The 21,384-nt window shown below is 72.1% G+C and carries 16 protein-coding genes and 1 pseudogene; 4 read left to right on the top strand and 13 right to left on the bottom strand.

Going from position 1 to position 21,384, the window contains the following annotated elements:
* Positions 1–50: 50 nt before the first annotated feature.
* The 3 genes from AC3EVP_RS15850 to AC3EVP_RS15840 form a co-directional block, all read right to left on the bottom strand.
* Positions 51–1,214, bottom strand: a complete 1,164-nt coding sequence (locus AC3EVP_RS15850) for an acyl-CoA dehydrogenase family protein (RefSeq protein ID WP_435130572.1) — start codon at positions 1,212–1,214, stop codon at positions 51–53.
* A gap of 66 nt (positions 1,215–1,280) precedes the next feature.
* On the bottom strand, positions 1,281–1,760 hold the full coding sequence (locus AC3EVP_RS15845) for a DUF4334 domain-containing protein (protein ID WP_435130570.1): 480 nt from the start codon (positions 1,758–1,760) through the stop codon (positions 1,281–1,283).
* Positions 1,757–3,385: a succinic semialdehyde dehydrogenase gene (locus AC3EVP_RS15840; protein WP_435130568.1), complete on the bottom strand. Its 1,629-nt coding sequence runs from the start codon at positions 3,383–3,385 to the stop codon at positions 1,757–1,759. Before AC3EVP_RS15840 ends, AC3EVP_RS15845 begins: the two co-directional genes overlap by 4 nt.
* A 241-nt stretch (positions 3,386–3,626) precedes the next feature.
* Between AC3EVP_RS15840 and AC3EVP_RS15835 the strand changes: the two genes are divergently transcribed.
* Positions 3,627–4,811 carry an oxygenase MpaB family protein gene (locus AC3EVP_RS15835; protein WP_435130566.1) on the top strand — a complete coding sequence of 395 codons (1,185 nt, stop codon included), beginning with the start codon at positions 3,627–3,629 and terminating at the stop codon, positions 4,809–4,811.
* 108 nt (positions 4,812–4,919) lie between these two features.
* Here the strand turns inward: AC3EVP_RS15835 and AC3EVP_RS15830 are convergent, their stop codons facing one another.
* The 4 genes from AC3EVP_RS15830 to AC3EVP_RS15815 all read right to left on the bottom strand — a co-directional run bounded on the left by AC3EVP_RS15830 (position 4,920) and on the right by AC3EVP_RS15815 (position 11,729).
* Complete coding sequence (locus AC3EVP_RS15830) at positions 4,920–6,083, bottom strand: TetR/AcrR family transcriptional regulator (RefSeq protein ID WP_435130564.1); 1,164 nt, start codon at positions 6,081–6,083, stop codon at positions 4,920–4,922.
* 538 nt (positions 6,084–6,621) lie between these two features.
* The gene (locus AC3EVP_RS15825; protein ID WP_435130562.1) at positions 6,622–8,865 is read right to left on the bottom strand and encodes a 3-hydroxyacyl-CoA dehydrogenase NAD-binding domain-containing protein; all 2,244 of its coding nucleotides are present in this window, start codon (positions 8,863–8,865) and stop codon (positions 6,622–6,624) included.
* A gap of 63 nt (positions 8,866–8,928) precedes the next feature.
* Positions 8,929–10,140, bottom strand: a complete 1,212-nt coding sequence (locus tag AC3EVP_RS15820; protein ID WP_435130560.1) for an acetyl-CoA C-acetyltransferase — start codon at positions 10,138–10,140, stop codon at positions 8,929–8,931.
* A 236-nt stretch (positions 10,141–10,376) separates the two neighbouring features.
* On the bottom strand, positions 10,377–11,729 hold the full coding sequence (locus AC3EVP_RS15815; RefSeq protein ID WP_435130558.1) for a TetR/AcrR family transcriptional regulator: 1,353 nt from the start codon (positions 11,727–11,729) through the stop codon (positions 10,377–10,379).
* Positions 11,730–12,160: 431 nt separating this feature from the next.
* On the opposite strand from AC3EVP_RS15815, the gene AC3EVP_RS15810 reads away from it, so the two are divergent.
* Entirely contained in the window at positions 12,161–13,996 is a 1,836-nt protein-coding gene (locus AC3EVP_RS15810) for an AMP-dependent synthetase/ligase (RefSeq protein WP_435130749.1), read from the top strand.
* A 182-nt stretch (positions 13,997–14,178) separates the two neighbouring features.
* On the top strand, positions 14,179–14,775 hold the full coding sequence (locus AC3EVP_RS15805) for a TetR/AcrR family transcriptional regulator (RefSeq protein WP_435130748.1): 597 nt from the start codon (positions 14,179–14,181) through the stop codon (positions 14,773–14,775).
* Positions 14,776–14,847: 72 nt separating this feature from the next.
* On the opposite strand, the gene AC3EVP_RS15800 is transcribed toward AC3EVP_RS15805, so the two are convergent.
* Both AC3EVP_RS15800 and AC3EVP_RS15795 read right to left on the bottom strand, forming a co-directional pair.
* Complete coding sequence (locus AC3EVP_RS15800) at positions 14,848–15,756, bottom strand: oxygenase MpaB family protein (RefSeq protein ID WP_435130556.1); 909 nt, start codon at positions 15,754–15,756, stop codon at positions 14,848–14,850.
* Position 15,757: 1 nt separating this feature from the next.
* Positions 15,758–16,657, bottom strand: a complete 900-nt coding sequence (locus AC3EVP_RS15795) for an enoyl-CoA hydratase-related protein (RefSeq protein ID WP_435130554.1) — start codon at positions 16,655–16,657, stop codon at positions 15,758–15,760.
* 442 nt (positions 16,658–17,099) lie between these two features.
* On the opposite strand from AC3EVP_RS15795, the gene AC3EVP_RS15790 reads away from it, so the two are divergent.
* The gene (locus AC3EVP_RS15790) at positions 17,100–17,555 is read left to right on the top strand and encodes an NUDIX domain-containing protein (RefSeq protein ID WP_435130747.1); all 456 of its coding nucleotides are present in this window, start codon (positions 17,100–17,102) and stop codon (positions 17,553–17,555) included.
* Between the two features lie 60 nt (positions 17,556–17,615).
* On the opposite strand, the gene AC3EVP_RS15785 is transcribed toward AC3EVP_RS15790, so the two are convergent.
* The 4 genes and pseudogenes from AC3EVP_RS15785 to AC3EVP_RS15770 form a co-directional block, all read right to left on the bottom strand.
* Complete coding sequence (locus AC3EVP_RS15785) at positions 17,616–18,083, bottom strand: HIT family protein (protein ID WP_435130552.1); 468 nt, start codon at positions 18,081–18,083, stop codon at positions 17,616–17,618.
* 59 nt (positions 18,084–18,142) lie between these two features.
* A pseudogene (locus AC3EVP_RS15780) lies at positions 18,143–19,294 on the bottom strand (ISL3 family transposase); the annotation flags it as partial.
* A 450-nt stretch (positions 19,295–19,744) separates the two neighbouring features.
* Positions 19,745–20,314 carry a CGNR zinc finger domain-containing protein gene (locus AC3EVP_RS15775; protein ID WP_435130550.1) on the bottom strand — a complete coding sequence of 190 codons (570 nt, stop codon included), beginning with the start codon at positions 20,312–20,314 and terminating at the stop codon, positions 19,745–19,747.
* Positions 20,315–20,603: 289 nt separating this feature from the next.
* Positions 20,604–21,296, bottom strand: a complete 693-nt coding sequence (locus tag AC3EVP_RS15770; RefSeq protein ID WP_435130548.1) for a hypothetical protein — start codon at positions 21,294–21,296, stop codon at positions 20,604–20,606.
* Positions 21,297–21,384: the final 88 nt, after the last annotated feature.

Here is a 21,384-nt window from a genome sequence, read left to right as displayed (position 1 = left end):
AACGTTAGGTAGCTGTCGAAGTGGTCGAAGGGGCGGCAAGGGCACCGGTGCTACAGGCCCAGGTCGCGGCCCACGATCTCCTTCATGATCTCCGTGGTGCCCCCGTAGATGGTGGAGATCCGCGAGTCGAGGTAGTCGTGCGCGATCCGGTACTCCAGCATGTAGCCGTAGGCGCCGTGCAGTTGCAGGCAGCGCCCGACGACGTCGACGTACCGCTCGGTGGCCCAGAACTTCGCCGCCGCGGCGTCCACCGCGCTCAGCTCGCCCCGGGAGTGCCGCCCGAGCAGGTCGTCGACGTAGGCGCGGCCCACCCGGGCGGTCGTCACCATGTCGGCGAGCTGGAACCGGGTGTTCTGGAAGGACCCGATCGCCTGGCCGAACGCCTTGCGCTCCTTGACGTACGCCACGGTGCGCTCCAGCACGCCCTCCATCGAGGAGACCGCGCCGGCGGCGATGGAGATCCGCTCCTGGGGGAGGTTGCGCATCAGCGCCTTGAAGCCCGAGCCCTCCGCGCCGAGCAGGTTGGCGGCGGGCACCCGCACGTCGGAGAAGAACAGCTCGCTGGTGTCCTGGGCGTGCAGCCCGACCTTCTCCAGGTTGCGGCCGCGGGAGAAGCCGGGGCGGTCGCTCTCCACGACCAGCAGGCTGATCCCGCGGTGCCGGTCCGGGCCGGTGCGCACCGCGGTGACGACCAGGTCGGCGTTCTGCCCGTTGGAGATGAACACCTTGCTGCCGTTGACCACGTACTCCTCGCCGTCGCGGACCGCGGTGGTGGCGATACCGGCCAGGTCGCTGCCGGTGCCGGGCTCGGTCATCGCGACCGCGACGACGAGGTCCCCGGCGGCGATGCCCGGCAGCCACCGGGCCCGCTGCTCCTCGTCGGTGAGGTCGGTGAAGTAGGGGATGACGATGTCGTTGGACAGCGAGATCCCCGCCATGCCGTCGGAGACCGGGTGCCGCGAGAACTCCTCGCCGATCACGGCGTTGAAGCGGAAGTCGCCGACCCCGGCGCCGCCGTACTCCTCCGGGATGGAGAAGCCGAGGATGCCCGCCCTGGCGGCTTCCCTGAACAGCCAGCGGTCGACGCGGCCCTCCTGCCGCCACCGGTCGGCGTGGGGCACGGTGTGCTTGTCGACGAAGGCGCGCACCGTCTCCCGCAGGGCCTCGTGGTCGTCGTCGTACAGGGAGCGCCGGGCGGTGATCACATCGGTCATCAGAACTCCAGATCCGGGAGACGGGAGACGGGAGACGGGAGACGGAGGGGTGAAGGCCCGGGCGTGTCACTCGCGTTCCAGCCCGAAGTACAGCAGCCGCCCGTCGGCGGGCGCCCCGGCTCGCTTGCCGTTCATCACACCCATCAAGGTGCCCTCGTCGAGCTGCTTGAAGTGGTCGAGCACCGGCATGCCGTCGTAGACCATCGTGGCGGTCACCTCGCCGCGGAACTCCACGTTCCACAAGCTGGCCTCGCCGCGGCCGCCGGCCGTGTCGGAGTACAGGCTGCCGTCGCCGGCCCGGCAGATCAGCGGCTTGGCGTCGTCCAGCGCCAGGAAGTGCTTGCCGTGCCAGCGGCTGCGCTCCAGCACGCCTTCCACCGGGTGGCCGGTGGGGAAGACGAAGCCCCGCCACGCGCCGAGCACCGCCTCGGCCCGCACCACCGCGAGCCGCGCCCACAGCGCGTCCAGCTCCCGGGGCCGGATCGGACCGGTGGCGGCGCGCAGCGCGAGCCAGCGTGCGCGGACGGCGCGCTCGGCGCCGCTCACCGCGCGCCCAGCCGGCGCAGCAGCGCGAGCCGGCCGTTGGTGCGGCGCACGAAGTCCGCCACCGGCTTGCCCGGCGGCGGGCCGAGCGGCATCAGGCGCTGCTCGGCGAGCGTCTGGCCGTCGGTGAACTTGCGGATGCCCTCGGCGCCGTGGCGCCGGCCGGCGCCGCTGTCGCGCATCCCGCCCATGCCGGCCTCGATGCTGCCGGCCGCCGCGGCGGCGCCGTCGTTGATGTTGACCGCGCCGCACCGCACCAGCCGCGCCATCCGCCGGGCCGCGCGGGTGTCCCTGGACCAGATCGACGCCGACAGCCCGTAGTCGCCCTGGTTGGCCAGCTCCACCGCCTCGGCGTCGGTGGCGTAGGAGTACAGCGACAGCACGGGGCCGAACGTCTCCTCGGCGCACACGGCCATCGCGGGTGTGACCCCCTCCAGGACGGTGGGCTCGTAGGCGAGCGGTCCGACGTCGGGCCGGGCCCGCCCGCCGGTCAGGACGGTCGCGCCCTTGGCGACGGCCTCCTCGACGTGGGCGGTGACGGACGCCAGCTGCGCCGCGGAGACCAGCGGCCCCAGATCGGCGCCGTAGTCGTAGCCCTGGCCCAGCCGCAGCGCGCGCGTCGCCGCCACCAGCAGGTCGCGGAAGTCGGCGTGGACGCAGGCGTGCACATAGACGCGCTCGGTGTGGATGCACATCTGGCCGCTGTTGGCGAAGGCGGACGCGACGGTGCCGGCCGCCGCGGCGGCGAGGTCGGCGTCGGCGCGCACGATCAGCGGGTTCTTGCCGCCGAGTTCCAGCGAGGCGCCGACCAGCCGGCGTGCCGCGCGCTCGGCGACCACGCGGCCGGTCGCGGTCGAACCGGTGAAGCAGACGAAGTCGGCGCGGTCGACCAGCGCCGAGCCGACCACGGGCCCGTCGCCGGTGACGACCTGCCACAGACCGGCCGGCAGACCCGCCTCGGCCATCAGCGCGCGCGTCCACAGCATCGTCAGCGCGGTCTGCTCGTCGGCCTTGGAGACCACCGCGTTGCCCGCGCACAGCGCGGGCAGCACGTCGCCGACCCCGAGGTAGAGCGGGTAGTTCCAGGGGGAGACGATGCCGACGACCCCCTTGGGCACTCGCGCCTCCACGACCCGGGTCAGGCCGGGGACCATCCCCCGTACCCGGCGCGGCGCCAGGTAGCGCGCGCCGCGCCGCGCGTAGTGCCGGGCGATCGCCGCGACCTGGGCGACCTCCTGCCAGGCGTGCAGCCGCGCCTTGCCGGTCTCCCACTGGATCAGGTCGAGCACCTCCTCCTGCCGGTTCAGCAGCAGGTCGTGGAAGGCGAGCAGCAGGTCGCGGCGGCGGCGCGGGGAAGTGGCCGCCCACGTGTGCTGTGCGGCCCGGGCGCCGGTGACGGCGGCCGCGACGTCCTGCGGATCGCACGCGGGGACGGCGGCGGTCGGCGCCAGGTCGTACGGCGCGAGGGCCGGCGCGCAGGTCTCCGCCTCCCGTCCGGGCCGCGCGCCGTCCCGGCAGACCCACCCCGTCCACCGGGCGATCAGCTCGTCGCCGACCCACGCGGGGCGCGCGCCGGGCGCCGCCCGGTCCGCGGGCGCTGGGGCCACCTGGTCCTGTTCCGTACTCATGCGGGCTCCTCGAGGTACCGGACCGGTGGGGCGGCGGTGCGTCGCGCCACTGCGGGAAACAGCGTCGAAACACATCTTGCCGTCCCCGACACAGCTCGCTATGTTAATCGAAAATCGCGTCGTCGGACAACCTTGAAGTGCGCTGGTTCCGTCCGAGTCAGCGGCTAACCGGCCACGGTTCAAGGCACTGCCTGGCTGCCTGGAGGTTGGTAAGTAAATGGAGAATCTCAGTAGAAGGCACATGCTCTCAGTCGGTGCCGCCATGGGCCTGGCCGCCGTGGGCCTCAACGTTCCCCGAGCGTGGTCGTGGTCGTCCGCCGGCTCGATCGCCAAGACCGACACCGTCACCGACCCGTTCACCGTGTGGGACCCCGCCGCGGACCAGGTGGCGGCCCAGATCCTGGCCGACGGCGCGACCGCCTCGGTCAACACCGCCTGGCAGAAGTGGGTCGACAACAGCGACGCACTGCCGTCCGGCATGCCGAGCTACGTCACGTCCTACCTGCAGGGCGTCAACAAGGTCCCCTCGTGGGCCGACCCGACCCTGCTCGCCGCGTCCGAGGAGCTCTACAAGCGGATCAGCCTGTACCTGTTCCTGTCACTGAGCCTCGGCAGCGGCATCCTCAGCACCGTCATCCCGCGCGAGGCCCGCGCGGTCTACTGGTCCGCCGGCGGCGCCGACATGAAGGCCCGCGCCGCCAAGACCTTCACCTTCGGCTACGACATGGCCGCCGCCGACGCATGGAGCCCGGACGGCCACTTCGTCGTCACCGCGAACAAGACCCGCCTGGTGCACGCCACCGTACGCAACCTGCTGCCGACCTCACCGCAGTTCGCGGCGAGCGCCGACCAGCCCTCGCCCATCAGCAACGGCGACATCCTGCGCACGTTCCACTCCACCGGCACCTTCACCCACCTGAACCTGGCCAAGTGGAACATCAAGCTGTCCACCGCCGAGCAGAACGCCGACCTGCACGCCTGGCAGGTGGCCCTCAGCCTGCTCGGCGTGCAGGACCAGTTCATCCCCGCGACCTGGTCCGACGCCGTCGCCCAGGCCGAGCAGATGCTCTGGCCCGACCTCGCCGCCACCACCGAGGGCAACAGCCTGGCGTCCACCCTGCTCGGATACGTCGAGACGCCCGTCCTCGGCGTCGACACCGGCTTCGTCAGCGAGATGGTCCGCTACCTCATCGGCGACACCTACGCCAACTGGCTCAAGCTGCCGCAGGACCTGGTCTCCCGCGGCATCATCGAGATCGGCTGGCCGCTGTACGTCGCCTTCCGCGAGGGCACCGCGGGCGTCCCGCCGGTGAACTACTACCTGTTCGACCAGTTCATCCGCGGCGTCGCGATGCTCTTCCTCAACAACGGCACCTCGGCGACCCAGACGCCGATCGTGCTGCCGTCGGCTAACCGGCCGTCCTGAGCCGCTCGCCGCAACACGCAAGGCCGCGAAGACGGCGCCCCGCGGCCAGGGGCCACCCGGCCGCAGGGCGCTCGCCGCTTCACCCCCGGCCGCTGCACCCCCGCCGCCTCACACGCCCAGCGCGCCCACCACCAGCGCGGTCACCGCCGACCGGTGCTCCGGGGTGTCCCGCCACCGCAGCAGCCGCCCCACCTCGACCACCACCCCCAGGCCCGCGTGCACCAGCAACCGGGCCTGCCGCGGGTCCAGTTCCGGCCGCGCCGACCGCAACTGCCGCTCCCACACCGCGATGTGCTCGTGCTGCGCGAGGATCACCGGCTCCCGCACGTCGTCCGGCAGACCGCGTACCTCCGCCTCGGCGACCCGGGTCAGCTCGGTGTTCTCGAAGCTGTACGCCACATACGTCGCCGCCAGCACCGCCACCGACGCGCGCGGCTCGCGAACACCGTGCAGGTTGTGGTTGACCGCCTGCGCCAGCAGCTCCGCCGCCTGGAGGCACGCCGCCACCAGGATGTCGACCTTGCCCTGGTAGTGGCGGTAGAGCGCGGACGGGGCGAGCCCCGCCGCCTGGCCGATCTGCCCGTTGGAGACGCCCGCGAACCCGTCCCGCGCGAACAGCGGCACCGCGGCCGCCAGGATCTCCGCGCGCCGGGTGCGCGGCACCGGCTGCACCGGCAGGCTGACCGGCCGCGCACCCGCGACGGCCGCGCGCGGATCGGTGCGGGCCGCGCCGAGCGCGGAGTGCACCAGCGCGTCCTCCAACCGGCGTTGGGCGATCGGGGTGCGGTGCGTGGTCACCGAGCCGATCACGCCCAGCGCCGCCACCGCCCGCAGCTGCTCGTCCGGCAGCGGCCGGTCGCGCCGCACCGCCCCGGCGACCCGGCCGACGACGGCGTCGAACTTCGCCCGCAGGCGCCGCCGGTCCTCGCCGGCCAGATACCGCGCCTCCCACCGGTACACCCCGCCCGAGGCCCGGTGCGCCACCGTCACCCGGGCCAGCGCGGTCAGCACCTCCGCAAGGCCCGCCTCGTCCGGGACCGCTGCCAGCGCCGCGACGAGCCCGTCCGCCAGGCCGCCCGCGCACTCCGCGAAGAGCGTGTACTTGTTCGGGAAGTGCCGGTACAGCGCGGCCGCGGTGATGCCCACACCGGCGGCGATCTCCTCCATCGAGGCCGCGTGGTAGCCGCGTTCGCTGAAGACCCGGCCGGCGGCCTCCACGATGAGCTGCCTGCGGTTGCGCGGCCGGGCGGCCGCGGCCGGCTCGGCGCTCACCGGCACACCCGGGCGGAGACCAGCGCGGACAAGGGCATGGCCCAAGTCAATCACAACGCCGCCCCCCGCACGGGGGTCCGCCAGGGCCGCCATACGCTGACCGGCCCGGCTGCCCCGCCCCCGTACCGGGCTTGCCGTACGCCGATCGGGGCGGCCTGCCTGCCTTCGCCGTACCGGGCCGCCGCAGGTTGCCTTGCCCTCGCCGTACGGGGTTTGCCGTATGCCGATCGGGTCGGCTTGCCTGCCTTCGCCGTACCGGGCCGCCGCAGGTTGCCTTGCCCTCGCCGTACGGGGTTTGCCGTATGCCGATCGGGTCGGCTTGCCTGCCTTCGCCGTACGGGGTTTGCTGTATGCCGATCGGCTCGGCTTGCCTGCCTTCGCCGCACCGGGGCCGCCGCAGGTTGTCCTGCCCTGCCCTGCCCTGGTCGTACGGGGCCGTCGTATGTTGACGGGCCCGGTTGTCCCGCCCGCTGCTGCGGGTCGGCCGCCTTGGCCCGTCGTCGCTGCGGTCCGTCGCTGTGGTGCGTGGATGGGTTGGTTACTCGTAGCGTTCGCCGCGTTGGGCCTTTGCTGCCAGTGAGTTCGGGACGGTGAAGACGGTGCCGTAGCGGGCGTGCAATTCCCGTGCGCGGGTTGTGAATCCGGCTATGCCCCCCTCGTAGCCGTTGATGTACTGCAGGACGCCGCCGGTCCAGGCTGGGAAGCCGATGCCTAGCAGCGATCCGATGTTGGCTTCGGCGACGGAGCGCAGCACGCCGTCGTCCAGGCAGCGCACTGCCTCGAGTGCCTCGGCGAACAGCATGCGCTCCTTCATGTCCTCGAATGGGACGGCGGTGCCCGCAGCGCCCGCAGCGCCCGTAGTGCCCGTAGTGCCCGTGGTGTCCGCGGTGCCTGCGGTGCCTGCGGTGCCTGTGGTGTCTGTGGTGTCGAAGGCGGTGGTCAGTCCGGGCCATAGGCGGGTCCGTCGGTCGTCGGTGTATGTGTAGAACCCGGCGCCTGTGGAGCGGCCGGTGCGCCCGAATTCGTCGATCATCCGGTCGAGGACTGCCTCGGAGCCGTGGGTGTCCCATGTGCCGCCTGTCGCCAGCACCGCTGCCTTCGTTTCTTGCTGGATTCTGCGCGGCAGGGTCAGGGTCAGTTCGTCCATCAGTTGGAGCGGCGCGGCTGGGTAGCCGGCCTGCGACCCCGCCTGTTCGACCGACGCCGGTGCGGCGCCCTCGCCGATCATGGCCATGGCCTCGTCCAGGTACCGGCTGATGACGCGGGAGGTGAAGAAGCCGCGGCTGTCGTTGATGATGATCGGGGTCTTCCCGATCTGCTGGGCGAGGTCGAAGGCTCTGGCGACGGCCGCGTCGGAGGTCTTCGCCCCGGCGATGATCTCCAGCAGCGGCATCCGGTCCACCGGCGAGAAGAAGTGCAGGCCGATGAAGTTCTCCTGCGCGTGCACCGTCTCGGCCAGGCCGGTGATCGGCAGGGTGGAGGTGTTCGATCCCAGTAGCGCGCTGGGGGCGAGGAGTTCCTCGATTTCCCCGAAGACCTTCGCCTTGAGCTTCGGGGACTCGAATACCGCCTCGATGACGAGGTCTGCGCCTGCGGTGTCGGCGGCGTCGCTGGTCGGGCGGATACGGGCCAGGACCGTGTCGGCGGCCTCGCGTGTCGTGCGGCCTCGGGTGACGGCCTTGTCCAGCAGGCCTGCCGAGTAGGCCTTGCCCCGGGCGGCGGCCTCGATCGTGATGTCTTTGAGGACCACTTCGATTCCGGCGAGCGCGCACACGTACGCGATGCCCGCGCCCATCATCCCTGCGCCGAGCACGGCGACCCGTTCCGCCCGCCAGGGCGCGTATCCGGGCGGGCGCGATGCGCCGCTGCCGATCTGCTGCATGTCGAAGAAGAACGCCTGCGTCATGTTCTTCGCGATCTGCCCGGTGGCCACCTCGACGAAGTAGCGGGCCTCGACCAGCATGGCGCTGTCGATGTCGACGCGTGCGCTCTCCACCGCCGCGGCCATGATGGCGCGCGGTGCCGGGTAGGGTGCGCCCTTCAGCCGCTGCCGCAGCGCCGCCGGGAACACCGGTAGCTGCGCGGCCAGTGCCGGGCTGCTCGGTGAGCCGCCCGGCATCCGGTAGCCGGCGGTGTCCCAGGGCTGCGCCGCGTGCGGGTGCGCCAGCACCCAGGCGCGTGCCGCGGTGAGCACCTGTGCGGGGGAGTCGGCGAGTTCGTCGACGAGCCCGTGCCCGAGGGCGGTCGCCGGGTTGTGGCGCTGCCCGTGGAGCAGGACGTTGGTCAGCGCGTCGGTGACGCCGAGCAGCCGCACGGTCCGCACTACTCCGCCGCCGCCGGGCAGCAGCCCGAGCGTGACCTCGGGCAGGCCGATCCGGGTGCCGGCCGCGTCGAGGGCGACCCGGTGGTGGCAGGCCAGGGCGATCTCCAGGCCGGCGCCGAGCGCGGCGCCGTTGATCGCGGCGGCCACCGGGCGGCCCAGTGTCTCCAGGCGGCGCAGGTTCCGCTTCAGGGCGAGGTTGGACGTCATGGCGGCCGCGGCGTCGGCGGGCCGGAGGGCGATCAGCTCGCCCAGGTCGCTGCCGGCGAAGAAGGTCTTCTTCGCGGAGGTCACGACCACGCCCCGGTAGGTGTCCTGCTCGGCCTCCAGCCGGTCCAGCAGTTGCGCGAAGGCGCTGAGGAACGCGGCGTTCATGGTGTTGGCGGACCGGCCGGGGGCGTCCATGGTCAGCAGCAGGACGCCGTCGGCGCCCAGGTCCCAGCCGAAGTACTCGTCGCTCACGGATGAACCCGTTTCTGTGAAGGAGGAAGTGCGGGGTGGGGCAGGGGCGGCCGGGGCGCGCTGTCAGAGGCGCTCGACGACGGTGGCGATGCCCATGCCCCCGCCCACGCACAGCGTGACCAGCCCGTAGCGCAGGTCGCGGCGCTCGAGTTCGTCGACGACGGTGCCGACCAGCATCGCGCCGGTGGCGCCCAGCGGATGGCCCAGCGCGATCGCGCCGCCGTTGACGTTGACTTTGTCCAGGGGCAGTTCCAGGTCCTGCACGAAGCGCAGTGCGACGGCGGCGAAGGCCTCGTTGATCTCCACCAGGTCCAGGTCGGCCACCGTGAGGCGGGCCCTCGCCAGCGCCTTGCGGCTGGCCGGGGCCGGACCGGTCAGCATGAGCGTGGGGTCGGCGCCGCAGACGGCGGTGGCCAGCACCCGGGCGCGCGGGCGCAGCCCGGCCCTCTCGCCCGCCTGCCGGCTGCCGACCAGCAGCAGCGCGGCCCCGTCGACGATGCCGGAGGAGTTCCCGGCGTGGTGGACGTGGTCGATCCGCTCCACCCAGTGGTACTTCTGGAGCGCCACCGCGTCGAAGCCGGCGTCCGCGCCGAGGGCGGCGAAGGACGGTTTGAGGGCGGCCAGGGCCTCCACCGTGGTGCCCGGCCGGATGAACTCGTCGTGGTCCAGGACGGTCAGGCCGTTCGGGTCGAGCACCGGGACGACCGACTTCTTGAAGTAGCCGCTGGACCGGGCGTGGGCGGCCCGTTCCTGCGAGCGCACCGCGAACTCGTCGACGCGGGTGCGCGAGTAGCCCTCCATGGTGGCGATCAGGTCCGCGCCGATGCCCTGCGGCACGACGTACGTGTCGTATCCGGTGAGCGGGTCCTGGAACATCGCGCCGCCGTCGGAGCCCATCGGCACCCGCGACATCGACTCCACACCGCCGGCCAGCAGCAGGTCCTCGGCGCCCGAGGCGACCTTCTGCGCGGCGGTGTTCACCGCTTCCAGGCCCGAGGCGCAGAACCGGTTGAGCTGGAGGCCCGCGGTGGTGTCCGGCAGGCCCGCGGCGATCGCGGCGGTCTTGGCGATGTCCGCGCCCTGCTCACCGGTCGCGGAGACCACCCCGAGCACCACGTCCTCGATGTCGCGGGGGTCCAGGCCCGGGTTGCGGCGCTGGATCTCCTGCATCAGGCCGACGACCAGGGAGATCGGTCTCACGCTGTGCAGCGTGCCGTTCTGCTTGCCGCGCCCGCGCGGGGTGCGGATCGCGTCGTAGATGTACGCGTTCGCCATGGCGCACTGTCCTTCCCGGCTGCTGGAGGGGGTCGGCGATCGACGGACCGGCGGCGGCCGGAAACCGGCGGCCGCCGGCCGGCGGGCGGATGCGGGGCCTGCGGCGGGCACTCGGGCGGGCATGCGGCCGCACCTCGGCACCGCATCGGCCGAGTTGGCTAATCACCATTAACAATTGCGGCCCGCACCACTCCCCGTCAAGACATCGTCAGATGATGTCCCGCCTTGTCATGCGGCTAGGTGCGGTTAACATCCAGGGCGGCCAGCGCGGCGGCCTGCAACTTCGCGGCGACATCGGCCTGTTCGGCCAGACTGCGGGTGCGCACCGAGTCGTTGATGACGGCGAAGGTCGCGTAGATGCGCATCCTGATCTCCGCCCCGGTCCGGTCCGGCAGGGCCGCCGCCACCGCCTCCTCCCAGTGCCGCGCGTACGTGCCGACCATCCGCCGCGCCTCGGCCCGGTCGCGGTCGGGCAGGTTGTGCGCCTCGGCCTGGAAGGTCGCGACCAGGCCCCGGTCGGCGACGACGGCCGCGACATACCGCTCCACCAGCAACGCCACCCGCCCGGCGGCCCGTTCGGGCTCGGCCGGGACCGGACCGAGCCCGTCGACCGTGCCGAGCAGGCGCTCGCTGAGCCGGCGGACGGCGGCGCGCAGCACATCGGCCTTGCCGTCGAAGTGCTTGTACACGCTCGGGCCCGCGATTCCGCAGGCGGCGCCGATGTCCTCCATGGTGACGCCGTGGTAGCCGAACTCCCAGAACAGGCGCACCGCCTGAGCGATCAGCATCTCGCGCCGCGAGGACGGCGCCGGGCCGCCGCCGTCCGCCTCCCCGTGCGCACCGGCGGCCGCTTCCCCGTGCGCACCGGCGGCCGCTTCCCCGTGCGCACCGGCGGCCGCTTCCCCGTGCGCACCGGCGTCCGCTTCCCCGTGCGCACCGGCGTCCGTCTCCCCGTGCGCACCGGCGGCTGCTGCCGGGCGGCCGGGCGCCGGCAGTGCGACCCGCAGCACATCGACGGCCATGGCGGCCGTCAGGCGCTCCAGCTCCGGCCGCGGCGGGCGGATGCGGTGGTCGGAGACGCTGCCCAGCACGCTCAGCGCCGCCCAGGCGACCAACCGGGCGTCGTCGGCGGTCAGTTCCGGCCGGGCACGGCGCAGCTCGCCGATCATCTCGACCGGACCCGCGCTCATCCGCTCGGCCATCTCCGCGGCGTCCGCCGCCGCCAGGTGCCGGAACTCCCGCCGCCACAGCACCCCGAACTCCGGATGCCGGACGACCCAGGCGGCCAGCGCCCGGACCGCCGCCTCCAGCCGCTCGGCCGGCTGCGCCGACGCCAACTCGGCGAGCGCCGCTGTGCGGATCGCGTCGATCTCGTCGAACCCGGCCCGCATCAGCTCGGCCAGGATCGCCGGCTTGCCCGCGAAGTGGCGGTAGATCGCCGGCCCCGACACCCCGGCGGCGGCCGCGATGTCCCAGACAGTGACGTTGTGGTAGCCGTCGCGGGCGAACAGGGCGCCGGCGGCGTCGGTCAGCTTGCGCCGCCGCGCGGTACCGCGGGCGGTCGCCGCCGGCCGCCTGCCGGTGCTCATGTCGACATCCTCCACCCTCCGATCATGCCGCACCGCAGCCGGCCGCGCCCCAACCGGAGCCCTGTGCCCGGGCCGTTGACGGGTGGTACACCGATACATAGTCTGTATCGCCGCCAGGGTCGGGCGGCTGCCCGCCCCCGCGGGCGCCCCGGCCCAGACCGCCGACCAGCCGGACCGCTGAACCGCCGACCAGTCGGACCGCTGAACCGCCGACCAGCCGGACCGCTGAACCGCCGAACGGCCGGACCGCCGACCAGTCGGACCGCTGAACCGCCGAACGGCCGGACCGCCGACCAGTCGGACCGCCGACCAGTCGGACCGCTGAACCGCCGACCAGTCGGACCGCCGACCAGCCGGACTGCTGAAGACCCGAGCCGCTCAACCGCCTCCAGGACGCACCTCCCGCTCTCCCCGTCGAGAAGAGGTCAGTGTTGACCACGATCCTGCGACTGCCCGCCGATCCGGCCGACGTCACCGTGCCCGCGCTGCTGCACCGCAACGCCGCCGACCACCCCGACCTGCCCGCGCTGTCCTGGCACGCCGACCAGGCCCCCCGGTGGACCACCCTGACCTGGGCCCAGGTCCGCACCCGGGTGCTGCGCCTGGCCGCGGCGCTGGCGGGCCTGGGCGTGCACCGCGCGGACAAGGTCCTGATGATGATGCCCGACATCCCCGAGCACTGGCTGTGCGACCTGGCGCTGGTCCACCTCGGCGCCGTCCCCGTCAGCGTTTACAACACCGCCTCCCCGGACCAGATCCGCCACATCGCCCGGCACAGCGGCGCCGAGATCGCGCTCCTGGACGGACCGGAGGAGGCCGCGCGCTGGGAGGCGGTCCTGGCCGACACCGGTTCCCGGGTGAGCCGGCTGTTCACCGTCCGGCCCGGCACGCCCTTCCCCCGCATCGCCCACCTCGAACGCACCGGGGGAGACGTCGCCGCGGTGGAGGCGGCCTGGCGCGCCGCCCGGGCCACGGACCTGCTCACCGTCGTCTACACCTCCGGCACCACCGGCGACCCCAAGGGCGTGGCGATCACGCACCGCGCCGTGCTGGCCAACGCGCTCGCCCTGGACGGCGCGACCGACCTGCCCGACCACGTCGCGCACGTGTGCTACCTGCCCTTCGCCCACATCGCCGAGCGCATGCTCGGCATCTACCTGCCGCTCTTCCGCGCCGGACACGTCTACCTGTGCCCGGACCCCGCCCAGTTGGGCGCGGTACTGCGCGACGTGCACCCCGTGCAGTTCTTCGGCGTCCCGCGGATCTGGGAGAAGCTGGCCGCCGCGGTGCGCACCGCCCTGGAGCAGGCGCCGCGGAACCGGCGCGAGGCGGTCGCCGCGGCCGGCGCGGTCGCCGTGCGCTACCAGGAGCAGGCCGAGCGCGGGGAGCAGCCCGGCGAGGAACTCGCCGCCGCCTACCGTGCGGCCCGCGAGGAGGTCCTCGCCCCGGTCCTGGCGCTGGGCGGACTGGACCGGGTCGAGCACGCCTCCAGCGCGTCCGCGCCCCTGCCGCCGTCCGTACGGGAGTTCTGGGCCGGCTTCGGCATCCGGATCATGGACGCCTGGGGCCTGACCGAGACGATGGGGGTGGCCACCACCAACCGGCCCGGCGCCTTCCGCGCCGGATCGGTCGGCAGGGCGACCGACGGGATCGAGGTCAAGCTCGCCGCCGACGGTGAGATCCTGGTCCGCGGCGCCTTCGTGACCAGCGGCTACGTCCGGGCCGACGGCGGTCTCGACCCGGTCGCGGACGCCGACGCGTGGTTCGCCACCGGCGACGTCGGACGGCTGGACGACGACGGCTTCCTGTGGCTGACCGACCGCAAGAAGGAACTCATCATCACCTCGCAGGGCAAGAACGTCTCCCCGGCCCTGGTGGAGAACGCCCTCAAGGCCCACCCGCTGATCGGCCAGGCGATGGCCCACGGCGACGGCCGCCCCTACCTCGTCGCGCTGCTCGTCCTGGACGCCGAGGCCGCCTCCGCGTGGGCGGCCGCCCGCCACATCGCCGGCTCCCCCGCCGAACTGGCCGCCCACCCGCAGGTGGCCGCCGAGGTGGCCGCGGCCGTGCGGACCGCCAACGCCACCCTCAACCGGAGCGAGCAGGTCAAGAAGTACCTGCTGCTGCACCGCGAGTGGAGCCCGGAGTCGGGCGAGCTGACGCCCTCGCTGAAACTCGTGCGGCGCGTGCTCGTCCGGCGGTACGCCGAAGAACTCGACGCCCTGTACGCCGACGGCCGAAGCCCGCGAAGCCGCCCCCGGGCGTGAGCGCCGCCTGCGTTGCCGACCCGCCCTGCGCACCCCGGACATCGTGGCCGACCCCGGCCGGCACCGGCCACCGCCCGGTTATCATGATGCACATATCGGAATCTTGTATCTCCCAGGTGGTGGTCGGCATCGCTCCCGAGCCTCCCGGCGCGGCAAGCCCCGCGTCCGGCGCCTTCGCGGCCCTGTTCGGCGACGGCCGTCCGCCGCCCGACGACCCGACCGCCGAACGGATTCTGGACTCCGCGCTCGACCAGTTCATCGCCTTCGGGCTGCGCCGCACCTCCGTCGACGACATCGCCAAGCGCGCGGGGCTGACCCGGGTGACGGTCTACCGGCACTTCCAGAACCGCGACGTGCTGGTCGCCGCCACCCTCTACCGCGAGTACCAGCGCTTCCTGGCGGTCCTGGACCCGGTGGTCAGGGTGGTGCCGACGATGGAGGAGCGGATCGTCGAGGGCTTCCTCGTGGCGCTGCGCCATGTGCAGTCGCACCCCCTGATCGGCGGCCTGCTGCGCAGCGAACCCGAACTGGTCCTGCCGGCCCTGACCGTGGACGGCGGGCCGGCGCTGGTCGCCATGCGCGAGTACCTCACGCGCAGCTTCACCCGCTTCCAGTGCGAGGCGGGGATCAGCGGCGGCGATCCGGCGCCGGCGGCCGAGATCATGGTGCGGGTGGTGATGTCGTTCCTGCTGAACCCCACCTCCTGCGTGGAGTTGGCCGACGACGAGGCCGCCCGCGCCTTCGCCCGCCGCTACCTCGCGCCGATGCTCCGGGCGTGAGCGGTCATCTGACGGCACATCAGGAGAAGCCGGCGCCCCGGCTCACGGCGTCCCGGCTCACGGCGTCCCGGCTCACGGCGACCCGGTCGCCTCGCCGGTCCGTTCGCGGGGCACCGGGCAGCCGTGCTGCCGCTCCCCGGGGGCGAACGTGCCGAGTTCGCCGATCCGGAAGCCGTCCGGATACGACCGGACCCGCCGTCCGTTGCGGGCCAGGCTCGGGGTGCGGCGCGGCGGCAGGTGCCGTACCACCCGGCCGCGCAGGCGCATCCCGGCCCGTACCGCCTTCTGCAAGGCCGCCGGCGGCCGGGGATAGCCGAACGCCTCACGCAGTGGATCGTCGAGCAGGCAGATCGACGACAGGCGCACCTGCCGCGCGAGGACCTTCGGGTACCAGGTCCGCATGAGGTCCAGCGTCGCGTCGGACACCGCGCGCCCGCCCGGCGTGAACGCGAAGTGCGCGCGCTCGTAGGCGTCGAGCAGCTCCTCGAACTCCTCGTACGTCGCCGGGATGTCCCGCAGGCCCATGCGGCGGCCCAGCTCGCGGTAGTAGTTGACGGTGGCGCGGACCTCGTGCGGGCAGTACGGCCGCCAGCCGTAGGCGTCCACCCACCGTCTGGGCACGACGACGAAGGTGGCGAGCACGTAGCGGAAGTCGTCGTCGGCGATGTCGTAGCGCCGGTGCATCCGGTTCATCCGGCGGATGGCCTCGCGCCCCTGCGGCGCGTCGAAGCCGTGCTCCAGCGCCGCTTCGAGGATGAGGACGGTGTCGTCGTAGCGCTTCTGGGCCCGCCGGGTGAACTCGCCGGTCTCGGCGAGGAGGTTGCCGATGGCGGGTACCGCGTAGGTGCGGTAGAGGGCGAACGAGAGCGACTGGCTGGTGTCCCAGGGGAACTCGTGCTGGCCGCTGATCCGGTAGATCTCGGCGAAGTCCGTCTCGGGGTCGAGGGCCTCGATGCGCTCCAGCCACGCGTGTCGTTTCATGTCACTCCTGGCTCCTGCGTGAAGGGCGCCGCGCTCCTTCCGGCGCGGCGGCGTACGCCGGCAGGCCGCCGGGGACGGCCGTCGGGAAGTGCGGTGCGCGCTGTTCGAAGTAGGAGGCCACACCCTCGGCGGCGTCGGGGCCGCGTACGGTCTCGTGGACCAGCCGGGAGTCGGCTCGGTGGACGGGTTCGGGGCTGTCGGCCCAGGCGAGCCGGTAGACCAGGCGCCGGGTCAGCGCCACCGACAGCGGCGCCACCTCGCGGGCCAGTTCGGCCGCCAGCGCGTGGGCGGCCGCGGTCAGTTCGTCCGCGGGGTGCACGGAGGTGAGCAGCCCGGCGGCCAGCGCCTCGTCGGCGAGGAACGTACGGCCGGAGATCAGCCAGTCCATCGCCCGGGTCAGGCCGACGATCCGCGGCAGCCACCACGCCGAGGCGCCCTCGGGCACGACACCCCGGCGGGTGAAGGGGAACGCGAACTTGGTGCCCTCGGCGGCGAGCCGGAAGTCGGCCGGGAGCAGCATGGTGGCCCCCGCCCCGGCCGCGGCGCCGTGGACCGCGGCGATGACCGGCTTGTCCATCCGGTACATCACCGAGGTCACCACGCCCGCGGGTTCCAGGTAGGTGCCGGCCGCCACGGCGGCCTCGGCCGCCCGGTCCGCCTTCGCCCCGAACGCCCGCTCGCCGTCGTCGCCTGCCGTAAGGTCGGCGCCCACGCAGAAGCTGCGGCCGGCCCCGGACAGCACCACGGCCCGTACGCCGTCGTCGGCGTCCGCGGCGCGCAGCGCGGCCGCCAACTCCTCGGCCATCCGCACGGTGAAGCCGTTGCGCGCCTCCGGCCGGTCGAGCGTGACCGTGGCGACGTGCGACGCGACGCCGTAGCGGATCGTGGCGAACTCGGCCATGGCCCCACTCCGAGACATCCGGCCCGTGCCGCCGGCACGCGCCGGGGCATGCGGGAGCTGAGTCGGCGTCAGGCTACATCAGCGCCCGTCCAGTGGCTAGGGAGCATTAACATCCGCCCCCGGATCAGGTCGCCTCGTACTCGACGCCCTCGTACGACCAGGCCATGACGGTGCGCCCGACCATCAGCGTCAGGGCGTCGGTTCTGGCTCCGGCCCCCGGTGGCCGGATGCGCCGTGGGCGGGTTGGTTGTCGCTGGGGGTGTTGTGGGTGGTTGGGGCTGAGTGCGACTGGTCGGCGACTGTGGTGGTGCGTGTCCGGCGTCCCGGTTCTGGTTCTTCTGGGTGGGCCTTTGCGGGAGCGTCAGTGTCAGTGGGCTCTGCCAGGGTGTGTGTCGTGGAGGAACTGGTGGAGCGTGTCGATGATCAGGATCGTGTGCTGGGGATGGTGGTCGGTCGCCGGCAGGCGGTCGAGGAGGGTTGGCTGCACCGGGTCGCGGTGACGGTGTGTCGTGATGGGCGTGGACGGGTCCTCGTCCACCGACGGTCGGCGCGGGTATCGCGCTTCCCGGGGTTCTATGAGGTCGGGGTCGGTGGTGCCGCGAATGTCGGCGAGTCCTACGAACAGGCCGCCGCGAGGGAGTTGGCCGAAGAGCTGGGCATTCGTGCGCTGCCGCGCCTGCTGTTCACGTTCATCAACCGCAGCGGTTTGAGCCCGCACTGGCTCGGCGTGCACGAAGCGGTGGTGCCGGACGCCGTGGTCCTCGATCCCGATGAGGTCGCCTGGCATGGTTGGCTGACCGAGCCGGAGCTGCGGTCGGCCCTGCTGGAGTGGCGCTTCACCCCCGACAGCCACGAAGCCTTCAGTCGGTATGTGGCGTTCAGGGCCGCGGGGTGCTGACCTTGCCCGTCACTGGCTTTGTTCACGAGTTCGGGTTCTGGCTCAGATTCCGTGGTCTCGTCACTGAGTGTTCGGATGCCCATCAAGTTGAGCTCGGAGGGAGTGGGCTATGTGGTCTGCCTGCTCAGTCGTTACTCGTTCCTGCTCTGGTCGAAGAAGCAGCTCGAAAATGCCCGGCCCGCGATGCTCTGGTTCCAGATCTGCCATGCGCGGGACGATGTGGAAGTGCACGTGCGCGAAGCCTTCGGCTTCGGCAAATTGGACGACGTAGGTCTTGGCGCAACCAGTCACGCTCCGAAGAGCGCGGGAGAGCTTGACCTGCCACCCTCCTAGGGCGGATGCCTCAGCGACGGTGAGGTCGTGGACTGCGGTGACGTGGCGTCGAGGCAACAGCACCAGCCAGCCGGGCACTGCGGTGTTGAAGGCGTGGGCCACCCGCCAGTGCTGGTCATGTGCCACGCACTCGCGTGGTGGGAGGTCGTCGAATTCTGCTTCCTTGCTGCATGCGTAGCAGTCTGGGGTCGTCATGGACTGAGATCGTAGAGCAATCGCGCTGCGAAACCCGTGCCAGTTTCAGCTGCAGGGCACGCCAGGAGAACTCTTTTCCGGAGGAGTTGGAAGCCGGCGCGTCCGAACATGTGGCGCTTGAGCATCTTGATGCGGTGGACGTGTCCTTCGACGACTCCGGAGCTCCAGGGAAGGGTAAGGTCGGCGATGACGGCGTGGAGGTCTCGGTCGATGCCGGCGGCGGGAGTGTGGAGGCCGGGCAGGTCGTCTTGGCGGACTGCGTCGAGCCATTCAGGGAGCCGGTGGCCTTGGCGCTCGGTGAGGATCTGAGCGAAGGACCGGACGTGCCCGGTGAGAGCCTCCAGTTCGGGGCAGCGAACCAGGACGGCCTTGAGCCGGAGCTGTTCGACCTCGGAGAGGGAGTCGGGGTGGCGGAGGATCCAACCGGCGACGGTGCGGGGTGAAGGCGGGGGTGCGGTGACCGGGTCGGCCGGGAGGCGCTTGGTGCGGAAGTAGGCGCGAACTCGTTGGTAGCTGCCTTTGTGGCCGAGCGACACGATCTCCTTCCATACCTTCCAAGCGTTGGTGCAGCCCTGGTTCCAGCGGTCGTCCAGATACGGCTTGTACTCGTCGAGGACGGAGGCGCGGCCCTGCCGCTGGCCGTGGAAGAGGTCTTCGGGGGTGGCAGCGTCAGAGAGGAGCTCGACCGTGCGGTAGGTCATGCCGAGCCGGCATTGGATCGCGCGGCGGCTGTGGCCAGCGGCCAGCAATACGTGAACGGCGGCGTGATGGGCTCGTGTCCGGCCGGCGAACCGGTGGCCGGTAGGCCAGGGCGAACCAGTGGGGCCAACTGGCTCTTCGGTTTTCTGGACCCGCCCAGGTGGCTCGGGCACCGTGTTTCGTAGACAGCCGCGGTGGTTGGCAATACACCGTTCGGCGGCTTCGTCGACCTTGTGCCACAGATCCCAGCGATCAGCGACCTGCACGGCCTGTGGCGCCCCGCTGGTGGCGCCCTCGGCGAAGAACGGTGCTCGGTCCCGGCAGACCACCTCGATGCCCGGCCGCTCGACCAGCCAAGCCGCCAGGCTCGACGCCTCCCGGTCCGGCAGCAGGTCCACCGGCCGACGCGTTTCAACGTCGACCAGCACCGTGCCGTAATGGCGGCCCTTGCGAGTCGCGTACTCATCGACATGGAGTGGACGTTGCCGGGCCGCAGGTTGGCGACGCTGCGGGGTGGGGGGCGTGGGGTGTCTGTGTTCCCGGTTGTGGTGGTGTGGTTGTGGGTCGCCGGGTGGTGGGGTGGGTGTTGCCGGTGGTGGTGGGTCTCGTGCTGGGTGGTGCGGTTGCTGCTGCGTAGGGTGCGGCCCGTCCGGGTTGCTGGTTCCTGTCCGGCCTGGCCCCTGCCCTGCCTGGCTGGTGACCCTTCGGGCGCCGGTGCCGGGTGCTGTCTGTCTGAACTGTTGCCTGTCTGGGTCGCCCGGTCGGTGACCGTCTGCTCGCTGTCCGTTTGGGGGCTGGGCTGTGTTCGCCCGGCTGATGGTGTTCGGCTGTTGCCTGTTGTTGGTCGGGTGCTGCGTGTGTGTCTGGGTGCTGCGTGCCTGGCTGTTGGTCTGTTGTCGATGTCGGTTTCGGGTTGTCTGGGTGCTGCCTGTTGCCTGTTGCCTGCTGCTTGTTGGGTGTGGTTATGTGGGTGTGGGGTGGGGTTGTGTGTTCTTTTTGCGGGCGCGGTAGTTGGCGGCTTTGATTTTGTTGCCGCAGGATTGCATGCCGCACCATTGGCGGCGGTTGCCGCGGGAGTGGTCGATGTAGATGCGGGTGCATTCGGGGTTGCTGCATTCTTTGAGTAGGGGGATGTGTGGTCCGGTGAGTAGTTGGATGGTTTGGCGGGCGATGGTGGAGAGTGCTTCTTGGGGGGTGGCGATGGTGTGGCGGTGTCCGTCCGGGGTGATCTGGGGGACGGCTGAGGGGGTGCGTGCGGTGCTGTTGAGCAAGTCCAGTGCTTCGGGTTCGTATGTGTGGTCGTTGCGGCGTGTGGTGATCAGGGTGTAGATGGCTTCTCGCAGGGTGATGGCTTGGTCGAGGTCGGCTTGTTGGCTGGGTGCGATTGCGTCGACGGTGCCGGATTCGGTGTACCAGGCGTCGAGTCGGTCGGGTGTGGGGAACATGTCGAAGCGTGTGGTCCGGCGGGCGCGCAGGGTCGCGGCGAAGTCCAGGGCGGGGTGTTCGCAGACGAAGACGTGGTTCAGGTTCACATCACCATTTTGACAGGTGACGATGGCGTGGGCAAGGGCGACCGCTCGGGGAGGCGCTCGGGGGTCGACCCCTGGGCGGCGCTTTGGGGGCTCGTCGCTGTGCTGGACGGTGTGCCGGTCATCCTTGCCGGCTGCTTCGGCGCAGTCCGCACTACCGGGTCCTCGACCGTGTCGCCTGTCGCCTGTCGCCTGTCGCCTGTCGTCTGTTGTCTGGCCGTGCGTGGCCGCCGCGCCGGCGCCCTGGTGCTCGCCGCCGGCCTTTGGCCCGTCGCTGTCCTGCGTCTGCGTGTCACTGCCGCGGTCGTGGTCGTGGCGGGGTGTCGGGGCCGGGGATGGTGTCTGCGTGGGCGCGCGGGCGCTGCCGTCGAGGATCTGGTCGCTGGTGTCGGCCGTGCTTTCCGGCGAGGGGCGCCTCCAGCAGCGCGGCCACCACCCGTTCGTCTGCCGGCCCGGTCGGGTTCGCGGCGCGGGTGGTGCGGTGGTCGATCAGTTTCCGCGTGCCGTGCTTGCGGTAGGCCAGGCGCATGCGCTGCACTGTGGTGCGCGTCACCCTGGTGAAGCCCAGCGCGGTCATTTCCCTGGCCTTGGCCTCATCCCGCTGCGCCAGCGTCCACCGCTGCGGGTCGTACTCCGCCCGCACACTCTGGCCCTCGCGGCTGCCAGCGGGGTGTTGAAGGCTGGTCTCCACCTCCCGGATGTGCGGCAGCCACGCCAGCGCCCGCTGCTGCGCCGCCAGCGGCACCGTCTCGAACAACCCCCACTGCGGCACCGCGTCCGGGACCCGCCCGCCCACTACCTCGAAGCCGGGATCGGCGAACAGCCGGCCCGCCAGGAGCGTCTTCTCGCTGCCGGCCTCCCGAAGCGGGTAGACCCGCTGGCCCTGTAGCGCGGCGACCTGCCAGGTCTGCCCCAGGTGGACCACGTGCGCGCCGACCTCCACCACCGGCCGCCCGCCGCGGCGCGCGCCTCCCATCGTGCTCACTGCTGGCCATCCCCTCTGCCCTGCCCGCCGTCACCAGTCGGCTGGGCAACTGCACCGCTTGGGCTTCCCGTACTGGCGCGCACCAGCG

This window comes from Actinacidiphila sp. bgisy144 (assembly GCF_057708105.1).
This window is presented reverse-complemented; position numbering and strand designations above follow the sequence as displayed.